Raw genomic sequence first — 23,446 nt, forward strand, 5'->3', positions numbered from 1 at the left:
TTTACAGCCGTCGTAACGGCGTTTTGACATACTTTACGGAATACTCTAGTCTGCGCAGCCATAAGAAAAAGAGATACCATCACGCTCAGGAGAAAGGGTGAAAAATCGTACATTTGGCAGCATATTTATCGTTGCAGGCACCACCATTGGCGCGGGTATGCTCGCCATGCCGTTGGCAACCTCCGGCGTGGGTTTTAGCGTCACCTTCGCTATCTTGTTAAGCCTGTGGCTGTTGATGTGCTACAGCGCGTTATTACTGGTCGAAGTCTATCAATATCAGCCGTCCCAAACCGGTTTGGGCACGCTGGCTAAAATTTATCTGGGTCAGTGGGGCCAATGGCTCACGGGCTTCAGCATGCTGTTTTTGATGTATGCCCTCACCGCCGCCTATATCAGTGGCGCAGGCGAACTGCTGGCAAGCAGCTTGCACCAGTGGAGTGGCTACGCGCTCCCATCGTCTGCGGGTATTTTGCTGTTTACCCTGTTAGCGGGCAGCGTGGTGTGCATTGGTACCACGTCGGTAGATTTCTTTAACCGTCTGTTGTTCAGCGGAAAATTGCTGATGCTGCTGGTCATGCTGGGGATGATGATGCCGCACGTCGAAAAGCAGAACCTGCTGACGCTTCCGCTGCAACAGGGGCTCACGCTCTCCGCACTGCCTGTGGTACTGACCTCGTTTGGTTTTCACGGCAGCATTCCCAGCATTGTGCATTACATGGGGGGAGACAGTCGCAAGCTGCGCCGCATCTTTATCATCGGCAGCGCCATCCCGCTGTTTGTGTATCTGTTCTGGCAACTGGCAACGCTTGGCGCGCTGAGTGGCAACACCTTCACGGCGATCCTGGCGCAGCAAGCCGGTCTGAATGGGCTGATGCAAGCGATCCGAACGTTGGTGGCCTCTCCCCACGTAGAGGTTGCGGTACACCTTTTCGCCGATTTGGCGCTGGCGACCTCCTTCCTTGGCGTGGCGCTTGGCCTGTTTGACTATCTGGCCGATTTGTTCAAACGCCAGAACAATGCCCGTGGACGGCTACAAACCGGTACACTGACGTTTCTGCCGCCGCTGATTTTTGCGCTGTTCTATCCGCAAGGATTTGTCATGGCGCTGGGGTATGCCGCCATTGCGCTCGCGGTGCTGGCGTTGTTAATTCCGGCGCTGCTCAGTTGGCGCGTGCGGCAACAACATCCGGTGGGAAGATCGACGCCGGGCGGTACACCGGCGCTACTGCTGGTGTTTTTATGCGGCATCGGCATTATTGCCATCCAGTGCGCCATGGCGAGTGGCTGGCTGCCAACGGTGGGCTAATAGCCTATCCCATTAGGGCTAAACACCGCCCAACAAAAACGGGTGTCGCTCAGCGAACACCCGTTTTTTATGGCGCTACGCGTTGGCTTAGAAAGTAAAGCCAGCGCCCAGATAGAACGTATCGGCCACTTTGTTATCAGAGCGACCACTTTCGCCACCGATATTGATGTAACGGTAGCCAAGATCCAGGTTCAGCGGACGCAATACCTGCCAGCGCACGCCACCTTTTGCTTCCACATAGTGATCGATATGGCTGGAGAACGCGTCCGGCGCATAATACCCTTCACCATACAGGGAGAAATAGCGGTTGATCGGGAACTGCAACCCACCGCCCAGCGCCACACCATAACCGTCGGTCGCGTGTTGCTGGTTCAAATAGAGCGCTTTGCCGCCCACTGTCAGTGATAGCGCGCCCAGCGGCAGCGTATAACCAAGCCCGAAACCGTACACGTCGTTGTTATCTTTACCGTGACCGTAACTGACGTTAGCGCCGAGACCAGGAACGCCCAGACCAAAGCCCGCATTCGCGCCCGCATAGTCATCGCCCGCTTCCCCGGAAAGGCTGATAGCCTGAGCCGTCGCTGTTGCCAGCAGCAGGCTGCCTGCCAGGGCAATCGCAATCTTTTTCATTGTGTTTATCCTTAAATCGATCATTAAACGCTACCAAGACATCGCATCTGAGGGATTTTACCTGAATCAGCCCCGGTGACCAGCAACAAATTGCATTAATATCATCAACGAACGCGTAAAAAAAGCGCTTAATTCGCGCCATCGCGATAGATTGTTTCCGCCCAGGCTTGCACCTGAACCCGCGCAATTTTGATGCCGCCGCCGTGTAATTCAGCGGGCAACGCGTAGTAGGCGACCGGACGTTGAAAGCCCGCCAACTGCGGCGTGAGCCAGTCGCGGATCGCCGCGAGCGTCACGTCGGGGGAGACGTCTATTACGGCCACCGGACGCTGACCGAATTCGGCATCCGGCACCGGCACCACGCAAGCCTGTTTAACCTTCGGATGCGCCAGCAGCAGCGCTTCAATATTTTCCGGCTGAATGCCTTCACCGCCGCTGAAGAACTGATTATCCAACCGCCCCAGCACGTGCCACTCATGGTGTTGGAATACGCCGCTGTCGCGCGTATGAAACCAGCCGTTGCTGTCGGTGAGCGGCAACAATGCACCGTCGCGCCAGTATCCTGCGGCCATGCTGTCGCCACGCAGCAGAATCTCGCCGTCCTGCACGTCGATTTCACGCGCCAGTAAAGGAAGACCGACGCCAGCTCGGCCATCAGCCCGTTTGGCACAGACCGTTGAGGCCATTTCCGTCATGCCATAGCCACACCAGCAACGAATGCCTCGCGCCTCAGCCTGCTGGGTCAGTTCCAGCGGAATCGCCGCACCGCCGAGCAACACGGCGCGTAACGAATCAGGCAAGGTGTCTTGCGCCAATAAACGCCACAACTGTGTCGGCACCAATGAGGCGTATGAGCAATCCTGCAACGCGAGCTCCAACGGTTGCGCACTGCGCAGCACCAGCCGCGCTCCCGCCGTCAGCCAGCGCCAGACAATGCCCTGCCCCGAGACGTGAAACAACGGCAGCGACAACAGCCAACTGTCCTGTGCCGTAAAGGCCATCAGTTCAACAACGCCTTGCGCACTGGCAATATGAGCGGAGAAAGCATGCGCCGCCGCCTTCGGCAGCCCGCTGGAACCGGAGGTCAGCGTCAGAGTAGCCAGGCGAGAAGCCTGCCATTCAGGTGATGGTCGCGCTGACGGCGTCTCGGCGGTGACATTATTGGGATAGTGCAGTTGATTGAAGGGCGTTAAGGGTTCATCTTCAGCGGGTGCGACAGAAAGAAAATGCGCCACGCCAAGCGATGGCAACAGCGTGGACAGCAGCGACGCCGGCAATTGCGGATTCAGCGGCAACACCCGCGCGCCACATTGCAGCAACGCCAGATAGCTGAACAGCATCTCGGCACTGTTTTTCCCACGCAGTGCCACGATATCGTCAGGGTTAACCCCTTGCCGGGAAAACGCTGCGGCAAGCGCAGCGCAGTGCGAGGACAGCTGTTGCCAGCTCCACGCCTGCGCCTCCACCGTTAGCGCAAACGCCTGCGGTTTACGCGCTGCCCAATGTCGCCAGGGCCAATCCGTTATGCCTGCCATACCTTATCCAGTGATTCCAACGATTGCAGCGGCAGCACACTGTCCGGCCAGGCGCGTACCACCTGTCCCTGCATCAGATCCAGCGTATCCAGGCCGGGAACAACGTTCGGCGTCAACCACTGGGCGATGCGCGCCAACTGCGTCAGCCCCAGACTCGACTCAATGCTGGAGCTGATTACCGCCGTCAAACCGGCCTGATGCGCCTCACGCACCAACTGCTCGCAGCGTGTCAGGCTGCCCACCAGCGTCGGTTTGATGATAATGGCGCTCACGCCGGGTTCGGCCTGCACGCGAAAATCCGCCTCACGCACGCTCTCATCCCAGGCGATAGCAATACCGGTGTCACGGGCAAACGCGCGGGACTCTTCACGGGTTCTGCACGGCTCTTCAAGAAACGCGATGCGTGAGCGCAATTCCGGTGCCACATAGCGCGCAAAACCGTCAGCTTTGGCGCGCGTCCAACTGCGATTGGCATCCAAACGCAGCGTCAAATCCGGCAGCGCTTCCAGCAGCACGTTGACGATCATGCCGTCACGCACCGCTTCGTACAGCCCGACCTTGATTTTCGCCACTTTGTCGCCCGGCATGCCTTGCAGCAGCGCAAACAGCTCATCCGGATCGCCGCTGCACAGCGGCGCTTTGCGGTAATCGGCAGCCAGCGGCAAGCGCGCGTCGCACTCAGCCAGCGCACAGCTTAGCCCGAACGCTACCGACGGTGGCAATCCGGCGGCGTCCGGCGTGTCTCCCGTTTGCCACTGTGTCAGCGCGGCACACAGGGCAGCCTGCGCTTGCGGCAGCGTTTCCTGACTGAATTCCGGCAACGGGGCAACTTCGCCCCAGCCTTGGTGCGCGCCATCGCGCAAATGCAGGATCAGCCCCTCGCGGGTCTTTAGCCGCTGATTGCGCAACACCACGCCTGCGTCCATCGGAACGCTATAGCGATAAACCGATGCGCTACGCATTATGGATTACGCTTGAACTTGCTGAAGTCAGGCTGGCGTTTTTCGTTGAAGGCGTTACGGCCTTCCTGCCCTTCTTCCGTCATGTAGAACAACATGGTCGCGTTGCCAGCCAGTTCCTGAAGCCCTGCCTGACCGTCGCAATCGGCATTGAGCGCCGCTTTCAGGCAGCGCAGCGCCATCGGGCTGTTTTGCAGCATTTCGCGGCACCAGCGCACCGTTTCTTTCTCCAGGGAAGCCAACGGCACAACGGTGTTGACCAGTCCCATATCCAGCGCCTGAGCCGCATCGTATTGGCGGCACAGGAACCAGATTTCACGCGCCTTCTTCTGCCCGACGATACGCGCCATGTAAGAAGCGCCCCACCCGCCGTCAAAGGAACCGACGCGCGGACCGGTTTGCCCGAAAATCGCGTTTTCTGCCGCAATGGTCAGATCGCACATCATGTGCAGTACATGACCACCACCAATAGAGTAACCCGCAACCATCGCCACCACCGGTTTCGGACAGGTACGAATCTGACGCTGGAAATCCAACACGTTGAGGTGATGAACGCCGCTGTCATCCTGATAACCGCCGTAATCGCCGCGCACTTTCTGATCGCCACCGGAACAGAACGCTTTGTCACCGGCACCGGTAAGAATAATCACGCCGACACCGTCGTCATAGCGGGCATTTTCCAGCGCCTGGAGCATCTCTTTTACCGTCAGTGGACGGAACGCGTTGCGCACCTGCGGGCGGTTAATGGTGATTTTGGCAATGCCGTCCGTCGATTTGTGGTAGAGAATATCGACAAAATCACCGCTGCAATCGTGCCATTCAACCGGGGCATACAGCAGTTCTTCACTCGGATAAAGCATGGTGTTCCTTCCTTCATAGGGTGCCAGGGCGCTACCGTGGCAGAGAGAGAATCAGCCCTGCGCCTGTGCGGCATCGGGCAAAGAGATAAACCTACGTATCTGTTGCGCATAGCCTGCCGGGTTGGCACGGTGCGCATTGTGGCCCGCCCGCGCAACCGACAGCAGCGGCAAGCGGTATGTCTGGGCAATAGCCTGAAATTTTTGATCCTGCGCGCCGCACAGATACCCAAAGGGTAAACCGCTACGGCGCACCGCATCCAATAACCACGGTTGCCGACCGAGCGAGGTGGCTTCCAGCATATCAGCCACGGCGACGGCATCGTTGTTGCTGCGCAATGACACTAACGTCTGGCGCGACTCATCATCCAAATCGGCAAATACGCCCTGACGATACCAGTCAGCAAGCACCACGGATAAGGGTTCGCGGCGAAAACGCTGCGCCCAGCGCGCATCGTGCTCCACGCGTGCCTGACGTTCTGTGTCATCCATCAGCCCTGGGTTGCCGCCTTCCACCAACAGGCCACGCAATCCCGCCGCTGCGTCCCCCGCGACGGAGGCCGCGAAATCCATCGCGATACGCCCGCCGAGCGAATAGCCAATCAGCCAGTAATGATGGATACCCTGCGCGCGCAGCGTCAGCGCTAACTGCTGGCGCATCTCGCTAAAATCACGGACAGGCACGCACGTCGAAGCACCATGCCCCGGTAAATCCACTTGCAGAATGGGCCACTCTTGCAGCAACGGGCACAGCGCCTGCCAGTCATCACCGCGACCCAGCAACCCGTGCAACAGCACCAGCCAGGGCGTCTCGGGCGAAACATCGGGAGGCGCAATACGCAGGCAGTGCAAGCTCATGGAGGGCCCAGCGATCATAGCGGGAGCGGTTCTAAACGGGCAATGTCGCTTTCCAGCTGTGTCTCAATCTCACCGCTGGCAACCTGCGTCGCGAGTTGATTGAGCGTGTCAGCGCCCGCCTTGGCGTCGACAACCGCTTCCAGCAAGGTTACGCCGCCCTGCGCCCAGCAAGCCGCCGTGGCTTCGCTCACCTGTTGCCAGCTTTCCGCCCGCACGTAGTTCAGCCCGAACATGGCAGCAACATGGCTGAATTCCACGTCTTGCGGCATACAGTAAAAGGTTTCTCGCGCCCGAGCGGGCGTCGGCAGCAAAGAGAAAATCTGTCCGCCGTTGTTGTTCACCACCAGCAGCACCAGCGGAGCCGGTGCGTGACGCAGCAACGCCAGCGAGTTCATGTCGTATAGCGCGGAGAGGTCGCCGACAATCCCCAGCGTCGGTAACCCGTTTGCCCGCTGGACCCCCGCCATCGTGGCGATCAGGCCATCAATGCCGCTGGCACCGCGATTGCCATACACGTTATAGGCACCCGGCAACTGCGCCAGTGCATCGATCAGGCGAATCACCAGACTATTGCCGGCAAACAGCTGGCCATTTGGTGGCAGCAATGCTGCCACACGGTGTGCCAATGGCGCTTCACCAAAGGGTCCCGCCAAGCGCGCGGCCACATAATCACGCACCGCCGCGACGCATGCCGACAACCCGCGCGCCCACGGTGCCTGCGCGTGCGCCGGATGGGCGTTAAGCCAGTCGCTGACCGGTGCTACCAGACGACGCCCGCGATGATGGGCAGGATCGAGTCGCCCCGGCATCGGATCGATCAGCCAAAACTCCTGAGGACAGCAGTGCTCCTGCCAGTGCAACACGCGTTTTCCGGTCAGGCTGCCGCCAAATTGCAATACCACTTCGGCCGCCTGCAATTGCTGCACGGCGGTCGGGTGCGCCAGCCACAAATCTGCGTAAGGCAACGGTTGGCCGGTTTGCGATAGCGCATCGCCAACCAACGGCCAGCCTAAGGTTTCGGCCCAGGCCGTCAACTGCGCCCCTTCTTGCGCGGTCACTCGGCCGACCAGAACCACGCCGCGTTTTTTGCGCCACAGCGGCCAATCAGGCTCCACCGCAACCGCCGTTGGATGTGCCACCCGCAGCCAGGGAGCGCGCGTTTGCCACCATCCGCCCAGCGTGGCCAGCCAGTCCTGGTACAAATCGTCGTCATCGGGGCCGTACAGGGGTTCAGCAAAGGGGCAGTTGATATGCAATGCGCCGTGGGTTAATTCCCCCAGCGCACCATCGATCGCCGACACCAGCCAGCGCGCGGGCAAATCCGGCGTTGGACGCGGCAAATTGAGCACCTGAGTCGGGTGAGAAGCATACATGCCCTGTTGGCGAATGGCTTGATTAGCGCCACAGTCAATCAATTCGGGTGGGCGATCGGCAGTCAACACCACCAATCGCTCCCCGGTCAACCCAGCCTCAATGATTGCCGGATAAAGATTGGCAGTTGCCGTGCCAGACGTCACAATGATCGCCACCGGTTCACGCGATGCCTTGGCTAAGCCAAGCGCAAGATGGCCCAGCCCACGCTCGTCAAAATGGGTGTGACAAATCACCGCTGAATGCGCAGCCGCAGCCAGCGTTAACGGTGTTGAGCGCGAGCCCGGCGCGATGCAAATATGGCGAACGCCATGACGAGTCAACGCCTCAAGTAATAATGTGGCCCAGCGACGATTAAATACACTTGTTGACATGGTGGACTCGACTGCTCTGATTTCAGGATATGCCGCTTATTATATTTTTTTTCATGAGGCTGACTTTGATATAAACCCGCACTCTGCACAACAAAGATAAAACAAAACTATGACACTTCGCCGTCGAATAGTGTCTTTAACCCTGCTGCTTTGTTATCCAGCTCGACCCATTCTTGCTCTGGATCAGATCCCGGCAAAATGCCTGCACCGGCGTAAAGGTTAATTTTGTCGCCATTGATCTCTGCTGAACGCAAGGCAACGCAAAACTCGGCCTGCGCCAGTGAAAGATAACCGGCAGAACCCGCGTACCAGCCGCGTGTAAAAGGCTCGACCTGACGAATAAACGCACGCGCAGCCTGACGTGGCAACCCAGCCACCGCCGCTGTCGGCTGCAAATCATTCAGGCAGGCAGTATCAGAAGCCTGATGCAGCGTGGCGCGGATCGCGCGACGCAAATGTTGCACTTTACGCAACCTTATCACTTCCGGGGGCATAACATCCAACGTAGCGGCGGATTGCTGCAAACGCTGGCTGATATCTTCCACCACAAACTGGTTTTCACACTGGTTTTTTCTGTCGTTCATCAGCCACTGCGCCAGCGTCTCGGCGGTGTGGTCGTTGTCATCGCTGGCGACCGTTCCGGCCAGCGCTTCCGTGTTCAGCATGGTCCCCTGACGAAAATACAGGCGTTCAGGGCTGGAGCCCATAAAGGCCTGTTCTGCATTGTGGGCCAGCATAAAGTGGAAACAGCGATGATTGGCGGCACGGCTGGCGGCCATCATACTGGCCGCGCGCAGCGGCTGCGACAGCGTCAACGTGGTACAGCGCGCCAATACCACTTTTTCCATCTCATCGGCAGCGATGCTCGCCAGTGCCCGTTCGAGCATGCTAACCCACCCTTCCCGCGAAGGTCGGTGCTGTTGCGCCACAATGCGACTGGTCAGCGGCGCAATGGGATGCGCAGGCAACAGGAATTTGATAAACGCAGCAGCTTCATCGGTATCTTCCTGCAACGAGGTCTCACTGAAGAGATTCACCTTGAGGCTCAGTTGATTGCCCTGCCGCATGACTTCAACGCGCGGTAAAAAGAGATAGTCGGCCGGATCTCCCCCTTCTACGGCGCTGTGCTCAAAGCCGTTGAGGCCCCAGACACGCACATCCGGCGCACTGCGATAGCGCTGAAAAAACCCTTCGGCATCACTGATATGACGAAAACCGCGCACGATACCGCACACGGCAGCCTCTTCAGGCTCCTGCCGGTGCTGCCAGTAAAACTGGGGATAGACGGGCTGGGTGGCCAACCAGGGCAACAATGACGGCTCACTCTCTTCTGCCGCCGCGACATCCACGGTCAAAGAGACGACGAGCTGTCGGCTTCCCGGCATTGCTGGCTGTGGTTCACGCAATACCTGCTGCATACGACGCAACAAGTGAGAAAGTTGTTTCACCATTACCCCAAAACTCAAACGTAAAGCACGAGATTATACGGCAAAAAGCGGATGATGTGAGACAGGCTTGCGTGCTATCCACGGTCAAATCATTGTAAACAAGCACAACAGCAAACGGGGGCTGCGCATTATGGCGATGATCGCGCAATAAGTAATCGCATTAATCGACAAAAGCAGCGAACGCAACGCGGTAAAATGGTGTTGCTATCATCATTTATTTCCCAATTTCCGATCCTTTCGCCGGTTTTTACCGGCTTTTTTTTGGCCGTCATGCTAATCAGAGACAGAAATATGGGCTATCACGACAGCAAAAATAAACAAATTGGCCCGATAAGGGTTAGCGGTCAGAGATGGTAAAATTCATCAATGCGCAGCCAGTTCATAAAAGAAAGCGGGATTAGCCTGAATGGTCGCCAATACTTTTGCCGCAAGCCCAGTGGGGTTACGTCGTTTAGCTTCCCAGCTTTTGATGGTATCAATGCTGGTTCCAAGTGCTTTTGCCATTTCACCCTGAGAGATATTGAGCTGTTCTCTTATCGCCCGAACATCTGCAATATCGTAGTGGGTAACACGCGCGGGAGACTTACCTCCCTGCTTGATATCGACAGCCTCTTCCAAAGACATTTTTAGTTCGTCAAATAAACGCATTTCACACCTCACCTTTCAATAATGCCGTTAATTTTTTCAGTTCAATTTTCTCTGCGTCGCTCAGACTTTCTTTCATGCTTTTCGAGTAGGCCAACACAAGATAGATGACCTCGACCGTTGCCAGAAAATAAATCACTCTGACACCACCACTTTTTCCCTTAGCACCCACGGCCATTCTGATTTTTCGCAATCCACCCGTTTGCGGTATCAGGTCGCCTTTTTCTGGCGATTCGATAAGCGTTCTCTGTAGTGTTTTAAGCTCATCATCAGTGGCAATCTGCTTTATCTGACGAGTAAAGATCGGAGTTTCGATAAACGCTATCCCATAGCTCACTGAAATGCTCTCCCTGCAAGGGTACATAGTACACCAATTGAGTACTATGTACACCATGAAATGGTGCGCAATTATGCGCAAAGCGATCTAAAACCCGAGCTGAACAGCACACAAGATGCAGGGATAACGTTCCCAGATTGGGAGCGTTATCCCTAAACACTGGTGAATATCACAGCAAAAAGGGTTAACTGTTCCGATTAATCTCGGAAGTTAGCCAACGGCATTAAGGAAGTTTCGATTCAGTGGGGAAGTTATGATAAAAAGGGAGCCGGACAAAAATTTCATTCTCTCATCTTTACGCACTGCCAAGTAGGAACTGTCATCATGCCTGCGAGTCTGCTTCGCTACCTTACCCTGTTCACCCTGCTGCTACTGCTGACGACCGGCACGCTGAGCTACAATATCGTGAACAGCTGGTTGGCAGAGAAGAAGTCTACGCTCAACACCCTCGCCCTGGGGATGCAAAAGCGCATCGACACCTACCGCTTTTTCACCTACCAAATTTATAGCAATCTGAACAACGACGCGGGTGGTGAAGATAACGTCAGTGCCATCAGTCTGCTGCCAGAGGTGTTCTATGTGGAGAAAAACGGCCAGAAAACCGATGCGCTGATTTTTGGTCAGCACGATAAATCAACGCTGAGCGCGGTACGCAAGATTTCACGTTATCTCGATATCCTGTGGGGCGCAGAGAGCGATATCTACTCCATGTACTACCTCAACGGCGTAGATAACAGCCTGAGCATGATTTCCACGCAGATATTGAAGGATATTTCCGCACAGTTTCGCGGCAGCTATATCACCGCCATTGCCGAAGCCCGGCGCACGGAGATGCTGCAACAGTCGAACGCGCTCGATGAACGCGAGAGCTTCTCCCCGATCCGTAAGCTGCGCTTTTATAATGACTACTATTTTACGCTGCGCACCACCTTCAACCAGCCGGGCCATCTGGCGACCATTATCGCCTTTGATTTGCCCATCAACGATCTGATCCCGCATACGCTGTCGCGCGACAATTTCATTCTGCGCGCGGACACCGTGGGTGCCAGCAGTGAAGCGTTCACCAACAACGACGATACCACCCGCGTCCAGTTAAACGGTTCGCTGTTAGAGGTGGCGGCACCGCTGGTTAACGCGCCGGTAAACATCGTTTATCAGTTACCTCTGCGGCAATTCGCTGCCGATATGGCGCGTAATAATATCTGGTTGCTGCTGCTGAATCTGGCGCTGCTGGCGCTGACCCTCACGGGGTTCTACCTGTGGCGTCAGCCCAACCGCGATGCGCGCGACGATCCGTCACCGCGCTTGCGTAAACAGCAGGCGCTCTATCAGGAGATCGTGAAACGCATCCCCGTTGGCATTCTGGTTTATGATTTTGCTGCCAACCGCGTGGTGGTACAAAACGCCATTGCCGAACATCTGTTGCCTCACCTGAGTTTGGAGAAAATCGCCGCGATGGCGCGCGAGCATCAGGGCGTAGTGCAGGCAACCATCAACAACGAGATGTATGAGATTTTGCAGTTCAGCCAGCCGCAGATGCCAGAGCACAATCTGTTTCTGATTCGCGAGCAGGATAAAGAAATCCTGGTGCATAAAAAGATGCAATTGGCGCAGCGGGAATATGATAAAAACGTGCTGGCGCGTCAACGGCTGTTAACCAACCTGCGTCAGGAGCTGCATACGCCAATGCAGGCCTTGCAGCAACACTTGCTGTCCCTGGCGCAAACCACGGATGACGACGTTCGCGCGGGACTGTTAGGTAAAGCCTCGGATGAAACGGCGCAAACGATCGCACTGCTGGATAATATTGCGCTCCATGACCAGCTCGACAGCGACGCGTGGCAGCCGGAAGTGGTGCCATTTTCTCCCTTAGCCATGATGGATAGCTTGCTGCTTGCCAGCCTGCCGCGCCTTTCCCAGAAAGGGCTGCACCTGTTTCATCACTACCGTCTGGAGCCGCAACGTTTGTATATGGGCGACATGGACATGCTGCAAAAAGCGCTGCAGCTGTTGCTCGATTACGCCATCACCAATACGGATTACGGCAAGATTACGCTCACACTGGAAGCGGATGCCCAGCAGGCGGACAAACTCACTATCCGGCTCAGTGATACCGGCACCCGCATGTCAGCGGCAGAACTGGATAATCTGCGCCACCCTTGGCTAACGGTGCCGTCTGCGGATCGTTCCCGGCAAAACTCAGGGTTTGCGCTGTTCCTCTGCCATCAACTGGCACGCAAGCTTGGCGGAGAGCTAAGTATCGCCAGCAAGCAAGATCTCGGCACGCACTACCAGTTGACGTTCACGCTGCCCGCCAGCGCCAGCAGCCGGGATGAAGACGAAAAACTGCTGGAAGACATGACGGTGCTGTTAGACATCACCGCCAATGAGGTACGGCAGATCGTGCAGCACCTGCTCGCCAGTTGGGGGGCAGAATGTATCAACGCTGATGAGCGACAGATGCCTCAGGAGTTCGACCTGCGCATTGTCGATGATGAAGCAAAAATGGCGGATAACACGCTGCTGGTGAACGGTGAGGATACCCAGGTGACCATACTGGCACCGAGGCGTTTACGCACCAATTTTAATATCAGTCAGTTACTGCAAGACGCATTATTGACCTTGATTGAGCAACAGTTTGAGTCCACGACGCTCGACGCTGCACCGACGGATATTCAAGAATATGCCCGGCAACTGAAAGCCAGCGACTATTTTTCGCTGTTCGTTGAAACGGTACCCGACGACATTGCCAAACTGTATACTGATGCAGAAGCAGGCGACTTTTCAACGCTGGCACAAACGGCGCATCGACTTAAGGGTGTGTTTGCCATGCTAAATCTGCACCCTGGCAAACAATTGTGTGAACAACTTGAGCGGCATATTACCGAACAGGCGAGTGAAGAAATCAAAAACGACCTTGATGAGATCGACGAACTTGTCCGTGTATTATTGCAGCCTAATGGCCAACAAGACGAGTAAATAAAACGATGAGTAATTTAAACGTAATTATCGCTGACGACCATCCGATTGTCCTTTTTGGCATTAAAAAATCGCTTGAACAAATTGAGTGGGTTAACGTGGTGGGCGAGTTTGAAGACTCGACAGCACTGATCAACCATCTGCCGAAACTTGATGCCAACGTGTTAATTACCGATTTATCCATGCCTGGCGATAAATACGGTGATGGCATCACACTGATCAAATACATCAAACGCCATTTTCCCCATCTGGCGATCATTGTGCTGACAATGAACAACAACCCCGCCATTTTGAGCGCGGTGTTAGATCTTGATATTGAAGGCATTGTGTTGAAGCAAGGGGCACCGACCGATTTGCCCAAAGCGCTGGCTGCCTTGCAAAAGGGCAAGAAATTCACCCCGGATAGCGTTGCCAAGGTGCTGGAAAAGATCAGCGCCAGCGGTTACGGCGACAAACGCCTGTCACCGAAAGAGAGCGAAGTGCTGCGCCTGTTTGCAGAAGGCTTTCTGGTGACAGAAATTGCCAAAAAGCTTAACCGCAGCATCAAAACTATCAGCAGCCAGAAAAAATCTGCCATGACCAAGCTGGGCGTCGACAACGATATTGCCCTGCTGAAATACCTGTCCTCTATCAACGGTGCCGAGCCAAACGAGGGCGCCTAAACATTCCCCCACTCCCTCTGTCATTCCCGCGAAAGCGGGAATCTCTTGCAGAATGAACGCATGTATTCTGCAAGAGATCCCCGGCTTTCGCCGAGGATGACGTGATGGTTATTCGCAGGAACGACGACGGGTGTTAACCCTTTCCTGTTGAATGAGTACGCTGTTCACGCACTTGCTGGCTATACTGCGACAAACACTGTTGCAGCACATCCAGCGTAACCGGTTTCGATAAACAGTTGTCCATCCCCGCCGCCAAACAACGTTGTCGTTCTTCCGCGAGCGCGTTGGCGGTGACGCCAATCACCGGCGCTTCCCAGCGCTGTGCACGCAGGGTGCGCGTCAGCGTATAACCATCCATATTCGGCATGTTGACATCGGTCAGCACGATATCTGCCGTTTTCTTTGCCAGCGTGCTTAACGCATCCACGCCATCGTTAGCGGTAATGACCTGATACCCCAGCGATCCAAGCTGATCGGCCAGCAAGCGACGGTTTATTGGATGATCGTCCACCACCATAATCAATATGTCGCTATTTTCCACCAGGTTATAGTGCGCTTGGACGCGCGTCCCCGGCACGGCCACGGTATCTTCTTCTCCGTCTTTGTGGCGGCACAGGCGTTCCAGCAGCGTCGGCAAATCCGGCAATCCAGCGGTGCTCATGACCCAGCGCCCTGCCTCCCTCTCCTGTGCGCTGCCGATGTGCACGTGACTAAACAACACGCTCCAGCGCGAGAGCGGCGGCGTAGCCTGTGGATAATCGCTGATGACGATGTCGTCCTCCTGCACCGCCTGATCAGAATACCGTGCAGCAGAGAGACCATATTGATGCAGCAAACTCAGCGCGTTGTGCTCAAGACTGGCATTACGCATCCGCAGCCAGCAGGTTTTCTGCCTGAGTGCATCACTGACCGTTCGTGCCTGGTAATGTGCCTGATAAAGCGGAATGCGAATGCCAAACTGGCTGCCCAGCCCCGGCTCCGATATCAGCGACATGTCGCCATCCATCAGGTTCACCAGCTTTTCACAGATAGCCAACCCCAGTCCGGTTCCCTGAAAATGGCGCTGAACGCCGCTGCCCGCCTGGAAAAAGGGATCGAACAGCTTGAGCGCTTCGCGGGGATTGATGCCCACGCCGGTGTCACGTACCCAAAATTCGAGATAGCCGTCGGTGCAACACACCTGAAAGATAATGCAGCCGGTATCGGTAAATTTAATCGCATTGCTCACCAGATTGGAGAGTACCTGCTGCAAACGCACCGGATCTCCGGACAACGTCGCGGGCACCGACGGATCGATAAAGCAGTAGAGCGTCAGATTTTTTCGCACCACCAGCGGCAGATAGTTGCTGGTAATGTGGCTGACCACTTCCTGTGGGGTGAAAATAGCGGGTTCAATTTTAAGCTGTTCCGACTCTATCTTGGAAAAGTCGAGAATATCGCTGATGATTTTTAGCAGCAGCGCCGAGGAGTTCTGCATCGCCGCCGCCAATCGATTCGCATCTTTCGACAGACTTTTGGTGCGGAGCAAATCCAGATTACCAATGATCCCGTACAGCGGCGTGCGCAGTTCGTGGCTGACCGTAGCCAAAAACATCGATTTCGACTGGCTCGCCTGTTCAGCGGCATTCGCCATTTCTTGCAGAGACTCTTCCATCTTCACCCGTGCGCTCACATCGGAGAGCACGCAAATTGCCACATTTTCATTGCGATAACGCGAATGAACGAAACTGATTTGCAGGTGATGGTTCCGGCTGGTGACCACATCGACGTATTTTGATTGCTGTTCACAGATAATGCGTGTGATCTTGAGCCGGTCTTCATGGGTTAACAAATTCAGGTAATTGTGCGCCAGTTCGTTGCTGAGCAGATTGGTGCCATCACTGATGCGCAGAATACAAATGCCCACCGGCGCAGAGGCGACGATTTTACGGTTAAACTGCTCGTTCTCTTCCAGTTGAAACGCATTAATTTGCGCGGGCAGAAACATCTTGCGTTCAAACGTCCAGGCGAGAATAAACAGCACCAGCGCAGAAAGCAGATTTAACAGCACCATGTTGATAATCAGCGAGTTCAACTGCGACAACAGCACGCTGAACGGCATGAAATAGACAATATTAAAGGTGGTTGGCGGTAAGGCTTTCTTCAGGATAATTTCGTCGTAACCGTCCACATAACCAAAATAGGTGCGATCGTTCGGGTAGCTGGAGGTCATCGATCCGTTGCGCTCTTTATCGGTAAATTGCAGCAACGGTTGGTTGAACTGATCGAGCAGTTTGGCACCGACCGTAAATTTACCTGCGGCAACAAAATCATCCAGACGGATGGTTTGCTCAATGCCCATCAGGGTTTCCAGACGATCCCCTTTATAAATCGGCGTAATGGCATACAGATAGCCGATGTCAGGATCGGAGGCCGGGGTTATCCAATATACCGTTTCATCGCGCCATTCGCCCTGGGTGGCATGCTTTTTATCGGCAAAACGCTCTTGCAGGTTCTGCAACAAATTATCGCGATCCAGCGCCTGATTACGGATGCCAAAATCCATCATGCACTGCCAGGCGCCATCGACAAAAAACACCCGGTTCAGATCGTATACGGTAGAGAAGTTATCCTGCCAATCGGTAAAAAATGCGCTGACGGCATCCAACTGCCCTTTTTGGGTCTGGTAGATCGCCTGACAGTCTGCACCTGCGGTTAAGGGATAAAGTGAAAGCAGCGGCGTACGCAGGGTGTTGGCGGCAGGCGGTATGGCGTGTGCGGGCGCCATGTTGACATGACTGACGGCCACATAACGTAATTCCCGCACGATGTCCGTGGTGCGACGAATATACTCCTGCGACTGATCGTAGCTCTGGTTATATTCCAGGCGTAACTCGGCTTCTTTATCGTTAAGAACCTTGCTGAAATAGAAGATGGAAATCAGCGCTCCCAGCATCCATAACATCATCGCCAGCACCCTGAACAGGTAGCGGGAAATTTTCAGCGTCGTGTGAAATGAAGCGAGGTATTTCAAATTTATTCCATCGGGTTGGTAAACGGTTGCAAGGCAAAGGCTTGCCGATACAGTACCGAGAGCGCATAAAAAAAGCCAGCATCTGAGATGCTGGCTTTGGTTTCACCGGTGTAGCGAGCGATTATTCGTCGTCAGCCACATCGTCGTCAGTTTCGGCATCATCAATGCCGTCTTCTTCTTCGGCGACTTCACCTGGCGCAGTTGCCACGCTGTCGAGCTCTTCATCTTCGACCGGCTCAGCAACACGTTGCAGCCCTACCACGTTTTCGTCTTCCGCGGTGCGGATAAGCGTCACGCCCTGGGTGTTACGGCCTACGATGCTGACCTCAGAAACACGGGTGCGCACCAGCGTACCGGCATCGGTGATCATCATGATCTGATCCAGTTCATCGACCTGCACCGCACCGACAACCTTACCGTTACGCTCGCTCACTTTGATAGAGATAACGCCTTTGGTCGCACGAGATTTGGTCGGGTATTCACTCACCGCAGTACGCTTACCGAAGCCGTTTTGCGTCACAGTGAGGATATCCCCCTCGCCGCGCGGCACGATCAGAGACACCACGCGATCGTCACCCTGAAGGTTGATACCGCGCACACCGGTAGCGGTACGTCCCATAGCGCGCACTGCCGCTTCGGAGAAACGCACCACCTTGCCTTCCGCAGAGAACAGCATCACTTCGTTCTCACCGTCCGTCAAATCAACGCCGATCAGTTCGTCGCCGTCATTGAGGTTAACGGCAATAATCCCTTTCGAACGTGGATTGCTAAACTCGGTCAGCGCGGTTTTCTTCACGGTGCCGCTGGCGGTCGCCATAAACACGTTTTGGCCTGCTTCGTATTCACGCACTGGCAGAATGGCAGTGATACGCTCTTCCGGCTCCAACGGCAACAGGTTGACGATAGGACGCCCACGCGCACCGCGGCTCGCTTCCGGCAGTTGGTACACTTTCAACCAATAGAGGCGGCCACGGCTGGAGAAGCAGAGGATCGTGTCATGGGTGTTGGCCACCAGCAGACGGTCGATAAAATCTTCTTCCTTGATACGTGCCGCTGACTTGCCTTTGCCCCCACGACGCTGCGCTTCATAGTCGCTCAGCGGTTGGTATTTAACATAGCCCTGATGCGAGAGCGTAACCACCACATCTTCCTGATTGATCAGGTCTTCGATATTGATGTCAGCGCTGTTGGCAGTGATTTCGGTACGGCGTTCGTCACTGTACTGGGCCTTGATGGCTTCCAGCTCTTCGCGAATGACTTCCATCAGGCGCTCAGGGCTGGTCAGAATATGCAGCAGCTCGGCGATTTGTACCAACAGCTCTTTATACTCATCCAGCAGTTTTTCGTGTTCCAGACCGGTCAGCTTTTGCAACCGCAGATCCAGAATCGCCTGTGCCTGCTGCTCGGTCAGGTAGTATTTACCGTCGCGAATACCGAATTCCGGCTCCAGCCAGTCAGGACGTGCAGCATCATTACCGGCGCGTTCCAGCATCGCCGCGACGTTGCCCAGATCCCACGCACGAGCAATCAATGCCGCCTTGGCTTCCGCCGGGTTTGGCGCATTGCGAATCGCTTCAATGATCGGATCGATATTTGCCAGCGCAACCGCCAGCCCTTCCAAAATATGGGCACGCTCGCGCGCTTTGCGCAGTTCAAAAATGGTTCTGCGCGTCACCACTTCACGACGGTGACGAACAAAGGCAACCAGAATATCCTTGAGCGGCATAATCTTCGGCTGACCCTGATGCAGTGCCACCATGTTGATGCCGAACGAGACCTGAAGCTGAGTCAGAGAATAGAGGTTATTCAGTACCACTTCGCCCACGGCATCACGTTTGATCTCAATCACGATGCGCATGCCGTCTTTATCAGACTCATCGCGTAATGCGCTGATGCCTTCGACGCGTTTCTCTTTTACCAGTTCGGCAATTTTCTCAATCAGACGCGCCTTGTTCACCTGATAGGGAATTTCGTGCACGATAATGGTCTCACGACCATTTTTCTCGTCCACTTCTACTTCAGCGCGTGCGCGGATGTAAATTTTGCCGCGCCCGGTGCGGTACGCTTCTTCAATGCCACGTCTGCCGTTGATGATTGCGGCGGTCGGGAAATCCGGCCCTTTGATGTGCGCCATCAACCCTTCCAGGCTGATGTTTTCATCTTCAATGTACGCCAGGCAGCCGTTGATCACTTCCGTCAGATTATGAGGCGGAATGTTGGTTGCCATCCCCACGGCGATACCGGAAGAACCGTTCACCAGCAGGTTAGGGATACGCGTCGGCATTACATCGGGGATCTGTTCTGTGCCATCGTAGTTGGGCACAAAATCTACCGTCTCTTTTTCCAGATCCGACAGCAGCTCGTGGGCGATTTTCGACATGCGAATTTCGGTATAACGCATGGCCGCCGCGGAGTCGCCGTCTATTGACCCGAAGTTGCCCTGACCATCCACCAGCATATAGCGCAAGGAGAAAGGTTGCGCCATACGCACGATGGTTTCATACACGGCGGAATCACCGTGCGGGTGGTATTTACCGATTACGTCGCCGACCACACGGGCCGATTTTTTATAGGGTTTGTTCCAGTCATTTCCCAGCACGCTCATCGCGAAGAGCACGCGCCGGTGCACGGGTTTCAGGCCGTCACGAACATCAGGCAAGGCACGCCCGACAATAACGGACATGGCATAGTCCAAATATGAGTTTTTCAACTCATCTTCGATATTGACCGGTGTTATTTCTCTGGCAAGGTCGCTCATGGAGCCGCTATCCCTCTATTTAATGCATCAACCCGAGTTCAAAAGGTGGAAAATGATAGCACAAAACCCACCTCACAGGGAAAATACGCGCACGAGTAATGACGCTTTTCTTTCATTCACCGCCTTTTCCATCGCTGAAGCGAAAGGGAGAATCGCTACTACATCCTGCGTACACCCGATATACTCACCGCAGATGAGAATAACAAAAGGTGGTATACCGCATGAACGCAGAAACACCGACGCACAATGTCGATCATGATGAAATCGCCAAGTTTGAAGCCGTCGCCTCACGCTGGTGGGATTTGGAAGGCGAGTTCAAACCGCTGCACCGCATCAACCCGCTGCGACTTGATTATATCGCGCGCCGCGCCGATGGGCTGTTTGGCAAGCAGGTGCTGGATGTCGGCTGCGGTGGCGGCATTCTGGCGGAGAGCATGGCGCGCGAAGGGGCAGAGGTTACCGGATTAGATATGGGGGCCGAACCGTTGCAGGTAGCCCGGTTGCACGCGCTGGAGAGCGGCGTTAGCGTGCACTATGTGCAGGAAACCGTGGAGTCTCACGCAGCGGTGCACGCCGGGCGCTATGACGTTGTGACCTGTATGGAGATGCTGGAACATGTGCCAGACCCGCAATCGGTGGTGCGCGCCTGTGCCGCCCTGGTCAAACCCGGCGGACATGTGTTTTTCTCGACCATCAACCGTAATGCCAAAGCCTGGCTGTTGATGATTTTCGGTGCCGAATACGTGCTGAAAATGGTGCCCAAAGGCACCCATGACGCGAAGAAATTTATTCGCCCGGCAGAACTGCTGGACTGGGTGGACGGCACCTCGCTGGCCGACCAGCATATCACCGGTCTGCATTATAATCCGCTGCGCGATCGTTTTACGCTCGGTCCTAACGTGGATGTGAACTATATGCTGCATACGCAGCGCGAGGCGGAATAACTCAGCGTTTGGAACGCAGATTGGTGATATCGTCGCCAATCTGCCATTCCCTCTTCAGTCATAACCTTAGACGCTGATCAAATTAAGCATTTTCTGTGCGCGGAAAAAAGCGGCAACCGATCAATTTTTTATTTTTTTATCCCCATCCATTGACAAAAGTTAAGGCCGCAACGCTACAGGCGTTTAGCCACTGTGTAACAATTCCTCCCCATGTTATCCACAATTTCAGTGTGTTTTGTTCACTTGCAATAGCCGAAAATTCTCACTATCTTGTTATCATTCTAAACCAAACCCCCTATATGTAGTGTTTCCTCCACACACCGCAGCACTAGACTGTCGTGTGCGTTTTCGATCGGGGAAAACACTATTGCAATAGGAAAAACGGATAGGTACTACACCACATGAACCAGAGCCTGCTAGTAACCAAACGCGATGGCAGCAAAGAACGCATCAATCTGGACAAGATTCACCGGGTGATTACCTGGGCAGCAGAAGGCCTGCACAATGTGTCAGTGTCTCAAGTAGAGCTGCGCTCCCACATTCAGTTTTATGATGGCATCAAGACTGCCGATATCCATGAAACCATTATCAAAGCCGCCGCCGATCTGATTTCGCGCGACAGCCCGGACTACCAATATCTGGCCGCGCGTTTGGCCATTTTCCACTTGCGTAAGAAAGCGTACGGCCAGTTTGAACCGCCGGCGTTGTTCGATCACGTCACCAACATGGTGGAACTGGGCAAATACGACACCCACTTATTGCAGGACTACACGCCAGAAGAGTTCGCTCAGATGGACGCTTTCATCGATCACTGGCGCGACATGACCTTCTCTTACGCTGCGGTTAAGCAGTTGGAAGGGAAATATCTGGTGCAAAACCGCGTCACCGGTGACATCTACGAAAGCGCCCAGTTCCTGTATGTACTGGTAGCCGCCTGCCTGTTCTCCGGTTACCCGCGCGAAACGCGTCTGGATTACGTCAAACGCTTCTATGACGCGATTTCTACCTTCAAGATTTCGCTGCCAACGCCGATCATGTCCGGCGTGCGTACCCCGACCCGTCAGTTCAGCTCCTGCGTGTTGATCGAGTGCGGCGACAGCCTGGATTCCATCAACGCCACCTCCAGCGCTATCGTGAAATACGTTTCGCAGCGTGCCGGTATCGGCATCAACGCGGGTCGTATCCGCGCGCTGGGTAGCCCGATTCGCGGCGGTGAAGCGTTCCATACCGGCTGTATTCCGTTCTATAAACATTTCCAGACCGCAGTGAAATCCTGTTCACAGGGCGGCGTGCGCGGCGGTGCAGCGACGCTGTTTTATCCGCTGTGGCATCTGGAAGTCGAAAGCCTGCTGGTGCTGAAGAACAACCGTGGCGTGGAAGGCAACCGCGTGCGTCATCTCGATTACGGCGTACAGTTGAACAAGCTGATGTATCAGCGTCTGGTCAAAGGGCAAGAAATCACCCTGTTCAGCCCCTCTGACGTGCCCGGCCTGTATGACGCGTTTTTTGCCGATCAGGACGAGTTCGAACGCTTGTATCAGCAGTATGAAAAAGATGACAGCATCCGCAAGAAATCCATGAAAGCGGTCGATCTGTTCTCGCTGATGATGCAAGAGCGCGCCTCCACCGGCCGTATCTACATTCAACATGTCGATCACTGCAACACCCACAGCCCGTTCGAGCCGACCATCGCACCGGTGCGTCAGTCCAACCTGTGTCTGGAAATTGCACTGCCGACCCATCCTCTGGAAGACGTCAACGACGAAAAAGGCGAGATCGCGCTCTGCACCCTCTCCGCGTTCAACCTTGGCGCATTGAATAGCCTGGATGATTTGGAAGATTTGGCACGCCTGGCAGTACGTGCACTAGATGCCCTGCTGGACTATCAGGACTATCCGATTCTGGCCGCTAAACGCGGTGCCATGGGCCGCCGCACGCTCGGCATCGGCGTCATCAACTTCGCCTACTATCTGGCGAAAAACGGTGTGCGCTACTCCGACGGCAGCGCCAACAACTTGACGCACCAGACTTTTGAAGCCATTCAGTACTACCTGCTGCAAGCGTCAAACGAGCTGGCGCGCGAACAGGGTGCCTGCCCGTGGTTTGACCAAACCACCTATGCGCGCGGCGTGCTGCCTATTGACACCTACAAGCGCGATCTGGATGGCATTTGCAGCGAACCGTTGCATTACGATTGGGAAGCGCTGCGCGACAGTATCAAAACACACGGTCTGCGTAACTCCACGCTCTCTGCGTTGATGCCGTCGGAAACCTCGTCACAAATATCCAACGCCACCAACGGGATTGAACCGCCGCGCGGACACATCAGCATCAAGGCGTCAAAAGACGGTATTCTGCGCCAGGTGGTGCCGGATTATGAAACCCTGAAGGATGCCTACGAGTTACTGTGGGAAATGCCGAACAATGACGGCTACCTGCAACTGGTTGGACTGATGCAAAAGTTTGTCGATCAGGCTATTTCTGCCAACACTAACTACGATCCGGCACGCTTCCCGTCAGGAAAAGTGCCGATGAAACAGTTGCTGACTGACTTGCTCACCGCCTATAAATTCGGGTTGAAAACGCTGTATTATCAAAACACCCGTGACGGCGCGGAAGACATTCAGGAAGATATCCTAACCGACGCACAGGATGACGGTTGCGAAGGCGGTGCCTGCAAGATTTAAACCGCTTCCCGCGTAGGGTATTGTTTACGTAAGTCTTTTTCAGGAGGCGGTGAAACGCCTCCTGTCCCTTTTTGGAGATACAG

At 55.1% G+C, this 23,446-nt stretch carries 16 protein-coding genes; 5 read left to right on the forward strand and 11 right to left on the reverse strand.

Annotation, left to right across the window (positions count from 1 at the left end; translation table 11 throughout):
* The first annotated feature begins 97 nt into the window (after positions 1-97).
* Complete coding sequence (gene tyrP / locus J5067_RS08830) at positions 98-1,306, forward strand: tyrosine transporter TyrP (RefSeq protein ID WP_264650925.1); 1,209 nt, start codon at positions 98-100, stop codon at positions 1,304-1,306.
* An 87-nt stretch (positions 1,307-1,393) separates the two neighbouring features.
* On the opposite strand, the gene J5067_RS08835 is transcribed toward tyrP, so the two are convergent.
* The 9 genes from J5067_RS08835 to J5067_RS08875 form a co-directional block, all read right to left on the reverse strand.
* Positions 1,394-1,936, reverse strand: coding sequence for a YfaZ family protein (locus tag J5067_RS08835; RefSeq protein ID WP_264650926.1), 543 nt, complete (start codon positions 1,934-1,936; stop codon positions 1,394-1,396).
* A 128-nt stretch (positions 1,937-2,064) separates the two neighbouring features.
* Positions 2,065-3,471, reverse strand: coding sequence for an o-succinylbenzoate--CoA ligase (gene menE / locus J5067_RS08840; protein ID WP_264650927.1), 1,407 nt, complete (start codon positions 3,469-3,471; stop codon positions 2,065-2,067).
* Complete coding sequence (gene menC / locus J5067_RS08845; protein WP_264650928.1) at positions 3,459-4,433, reverse strand: o-succinylbenzoate synthase; 975 nt, start codon at positions 4,431-4,433, stop codon at positions 3,459-3,461. The genes menE and menC overlap by 13 nt, the downstream gene beginning before the upstream one ends.
* The gene (gene menB / locus J5067_RS08850) at positions 4,433-5,290 is read right to left on the reverse strand and encodes a 1,4-dihydroxy-2-naphthoyl-CoA synthase (protein ID WP_264644976.1); all 858 of its coding nucleotides are present in this window, start codon (positions 5,288-5,290) and stop codon (positions 4,433-4,435) included. The genes menC and menB overlap by 1 nt, the downstream gene beginning before the upstream one ends.
* 51 nt (positions 5,291-5,341) lie before the next feature.
* Positions 5,342-6,145 carry a 2-succinyl-6-hydroxy-2,4-cyclohexadiene-1-carboxylate synthase gene (gene menH, locus J5067_RS08855; RefSeq protein WP_264650929.1) on the reverse strand — a complete coding sequence of 268 codons (804 nt, stop codon included), beginning with the start codon at positions 6,143-6,145 and terminating at the stop codon, positions 5,342-5,344.
* A 14-nt stretch (positions 6,146-6,159) separates the two neighbouring features.
* Positions 6,160-7,890 carry a 2-succinyl-5-enolpyruvyl-6-hydroxy-3-cyclohexene-1-carboxylic-acid synthase gene (menD, locus tag J5067_RS08860; protein ID WP_264650930.1) on the reverse strand — a complete coding sequence of 577 codons (1,731 nt, stop codon included), beginning with the start codon at positions 7,888-7,890 and terminating at the stop codon, positions 6,160-6,162.
* Between the two features lie 107 nt (positions 7,891-7,997).
* Entirely contained in the window at positions 7,998-9,341 is a 1,344-nt protein-coding gene (menF, locus tag J5067_RS08865; RefSeq protein WP_264650931.1) for an isochorismate synthase MenF, read from the reverse strand.
* 360 nt (positions 9,342-9,701) lie between these two features.
* A complete protein-coding gene (gene nadS, locus J5067_RS08870; RefSeq protein WP_264628197.1) occupies positions 9,702-9,986 on the reverse strand; it encodes a NadS family protein in 285 nt (94 codons plus the stop codon).
* Between the two features lies 1 nt (position 9,987).
* Complete coding sequence (locus tag J5067_RS08875; protein WP_264628196.1) at positions 9,988-10,320, reverse strand: type II toxin-antitoxin system RelE/ParE family toxin; 333 nt, start codon at positions 10,318-10,320, stop codon at positions 9,988-9,990.
* Between the two features lie 324 nt (positions 10,321-10,644).
* Here J5067_RS08875 and rcsD point away from each other — a divergent pair, with 324 nt between their 5' ends.
* Together rcsD and rcsB are read left to right on the forward strand one after the other, a co-directional pair.
* Positions 10,645-13,299: a phosphotransferase RcsD gene (gene rcsD / locus J5067_RS08880; protein WP_264650932.1), complete on the forward strand. Its 2,655-nt coding sequence runs from the start codon at positions 10,645-10,647 to the stop codon at positions 13,297-13,299.
* 8 nt (positions 13,300-13,307) lie between these two features.
* A complete protein-coding gene (gene rcsB / locus J5067_RS08885; protein ID WP_264644971.1) occupies positions 13,308-13,961 on the forward strand; it encodes a response regulator transcription factor RcsB in 654 nt (217 codons plus the stop codon).
* 133 nt (positions 13,962-14,094) lie between these two features.
* Here rcsB and rcsC read toward each other — a convergent pair whose 3' ends face one another.
* Both rcsC and gyrA read right to left on the reverse strand, forming a co-directional pair.
* A complete protein-coding gene (rcsC, locus tag J5067_RS08890) occupies positions 14,095-16,974 on the reverse strand; it encodes a two-component system sensor histidine kinase RcsC (RefSeq protein ID WP_264644970.1) in 2,880 nt (959 codons plus the stop codon).
* A 121-nt stretch (positions 16,975-17,095) separates the two neighbouring features.
* Positions 17,096-19,732 (reverse strand): DNA topoisomerase (ATP-hydrolyzing) subunit A, encoded by a 2,637-nt coding sequence (gene gyrA, locus J5067_RS08895; RefSeq protein WP_264644969.1) that lies wholly within the window; start codon positions 19,730-19,732, stop codon positions 17,096-17,098.
* A gap of 221 nt (positions 19,733-19,953) precedes the next feature.
* Here gyrA and ubiG point away from each other — a divergent pair, with 221 nt between their 5' ends.
* Entirely contained in the window at positions 19,954-20,676 is a 723-nt protein-coding gene (gene ubiG / locus J5067_RS08900; protein WP_264650933.1) for a bifunctional 2-polyprenyl-6-hydroxyphenol methylase/3-demethylubiquinol 3-O-methyltransferase UbiG, read from the forward strand.
* A 401-nt stretch (positions 20,677-21,077) separates the two neighbouring features.
* Positions 21,078-23,363 carry a class 1a ribonucleoside-diphosphate reductase subunit alpha gene (nrdA, locus tag J5067_RS08905; protein WP_264650934.1) on the forward strand — a complete coding sequence of 762 codons (2,286 nt, stop codon included), beginning with the start codon at positions 21,078-21,080 and terminating at the stop codon, positions 23,361-23,363.
* The last annotated feature ends 83 nt before the right edge of the window (positions 23,364-23,446 follow it).

Origin of the sequence: Candidatus Symbiopectobacterium sp. NZEC151 (genome assembly GCF_025962655.1) — a bacterium.
Taxonomy (GTDB): domain Bacteria; phylum Pseudomonadota; class Gammaproteobacteria; order Enterobacterales; family Enterobacteriaceae; genus Symbiopectobacterium.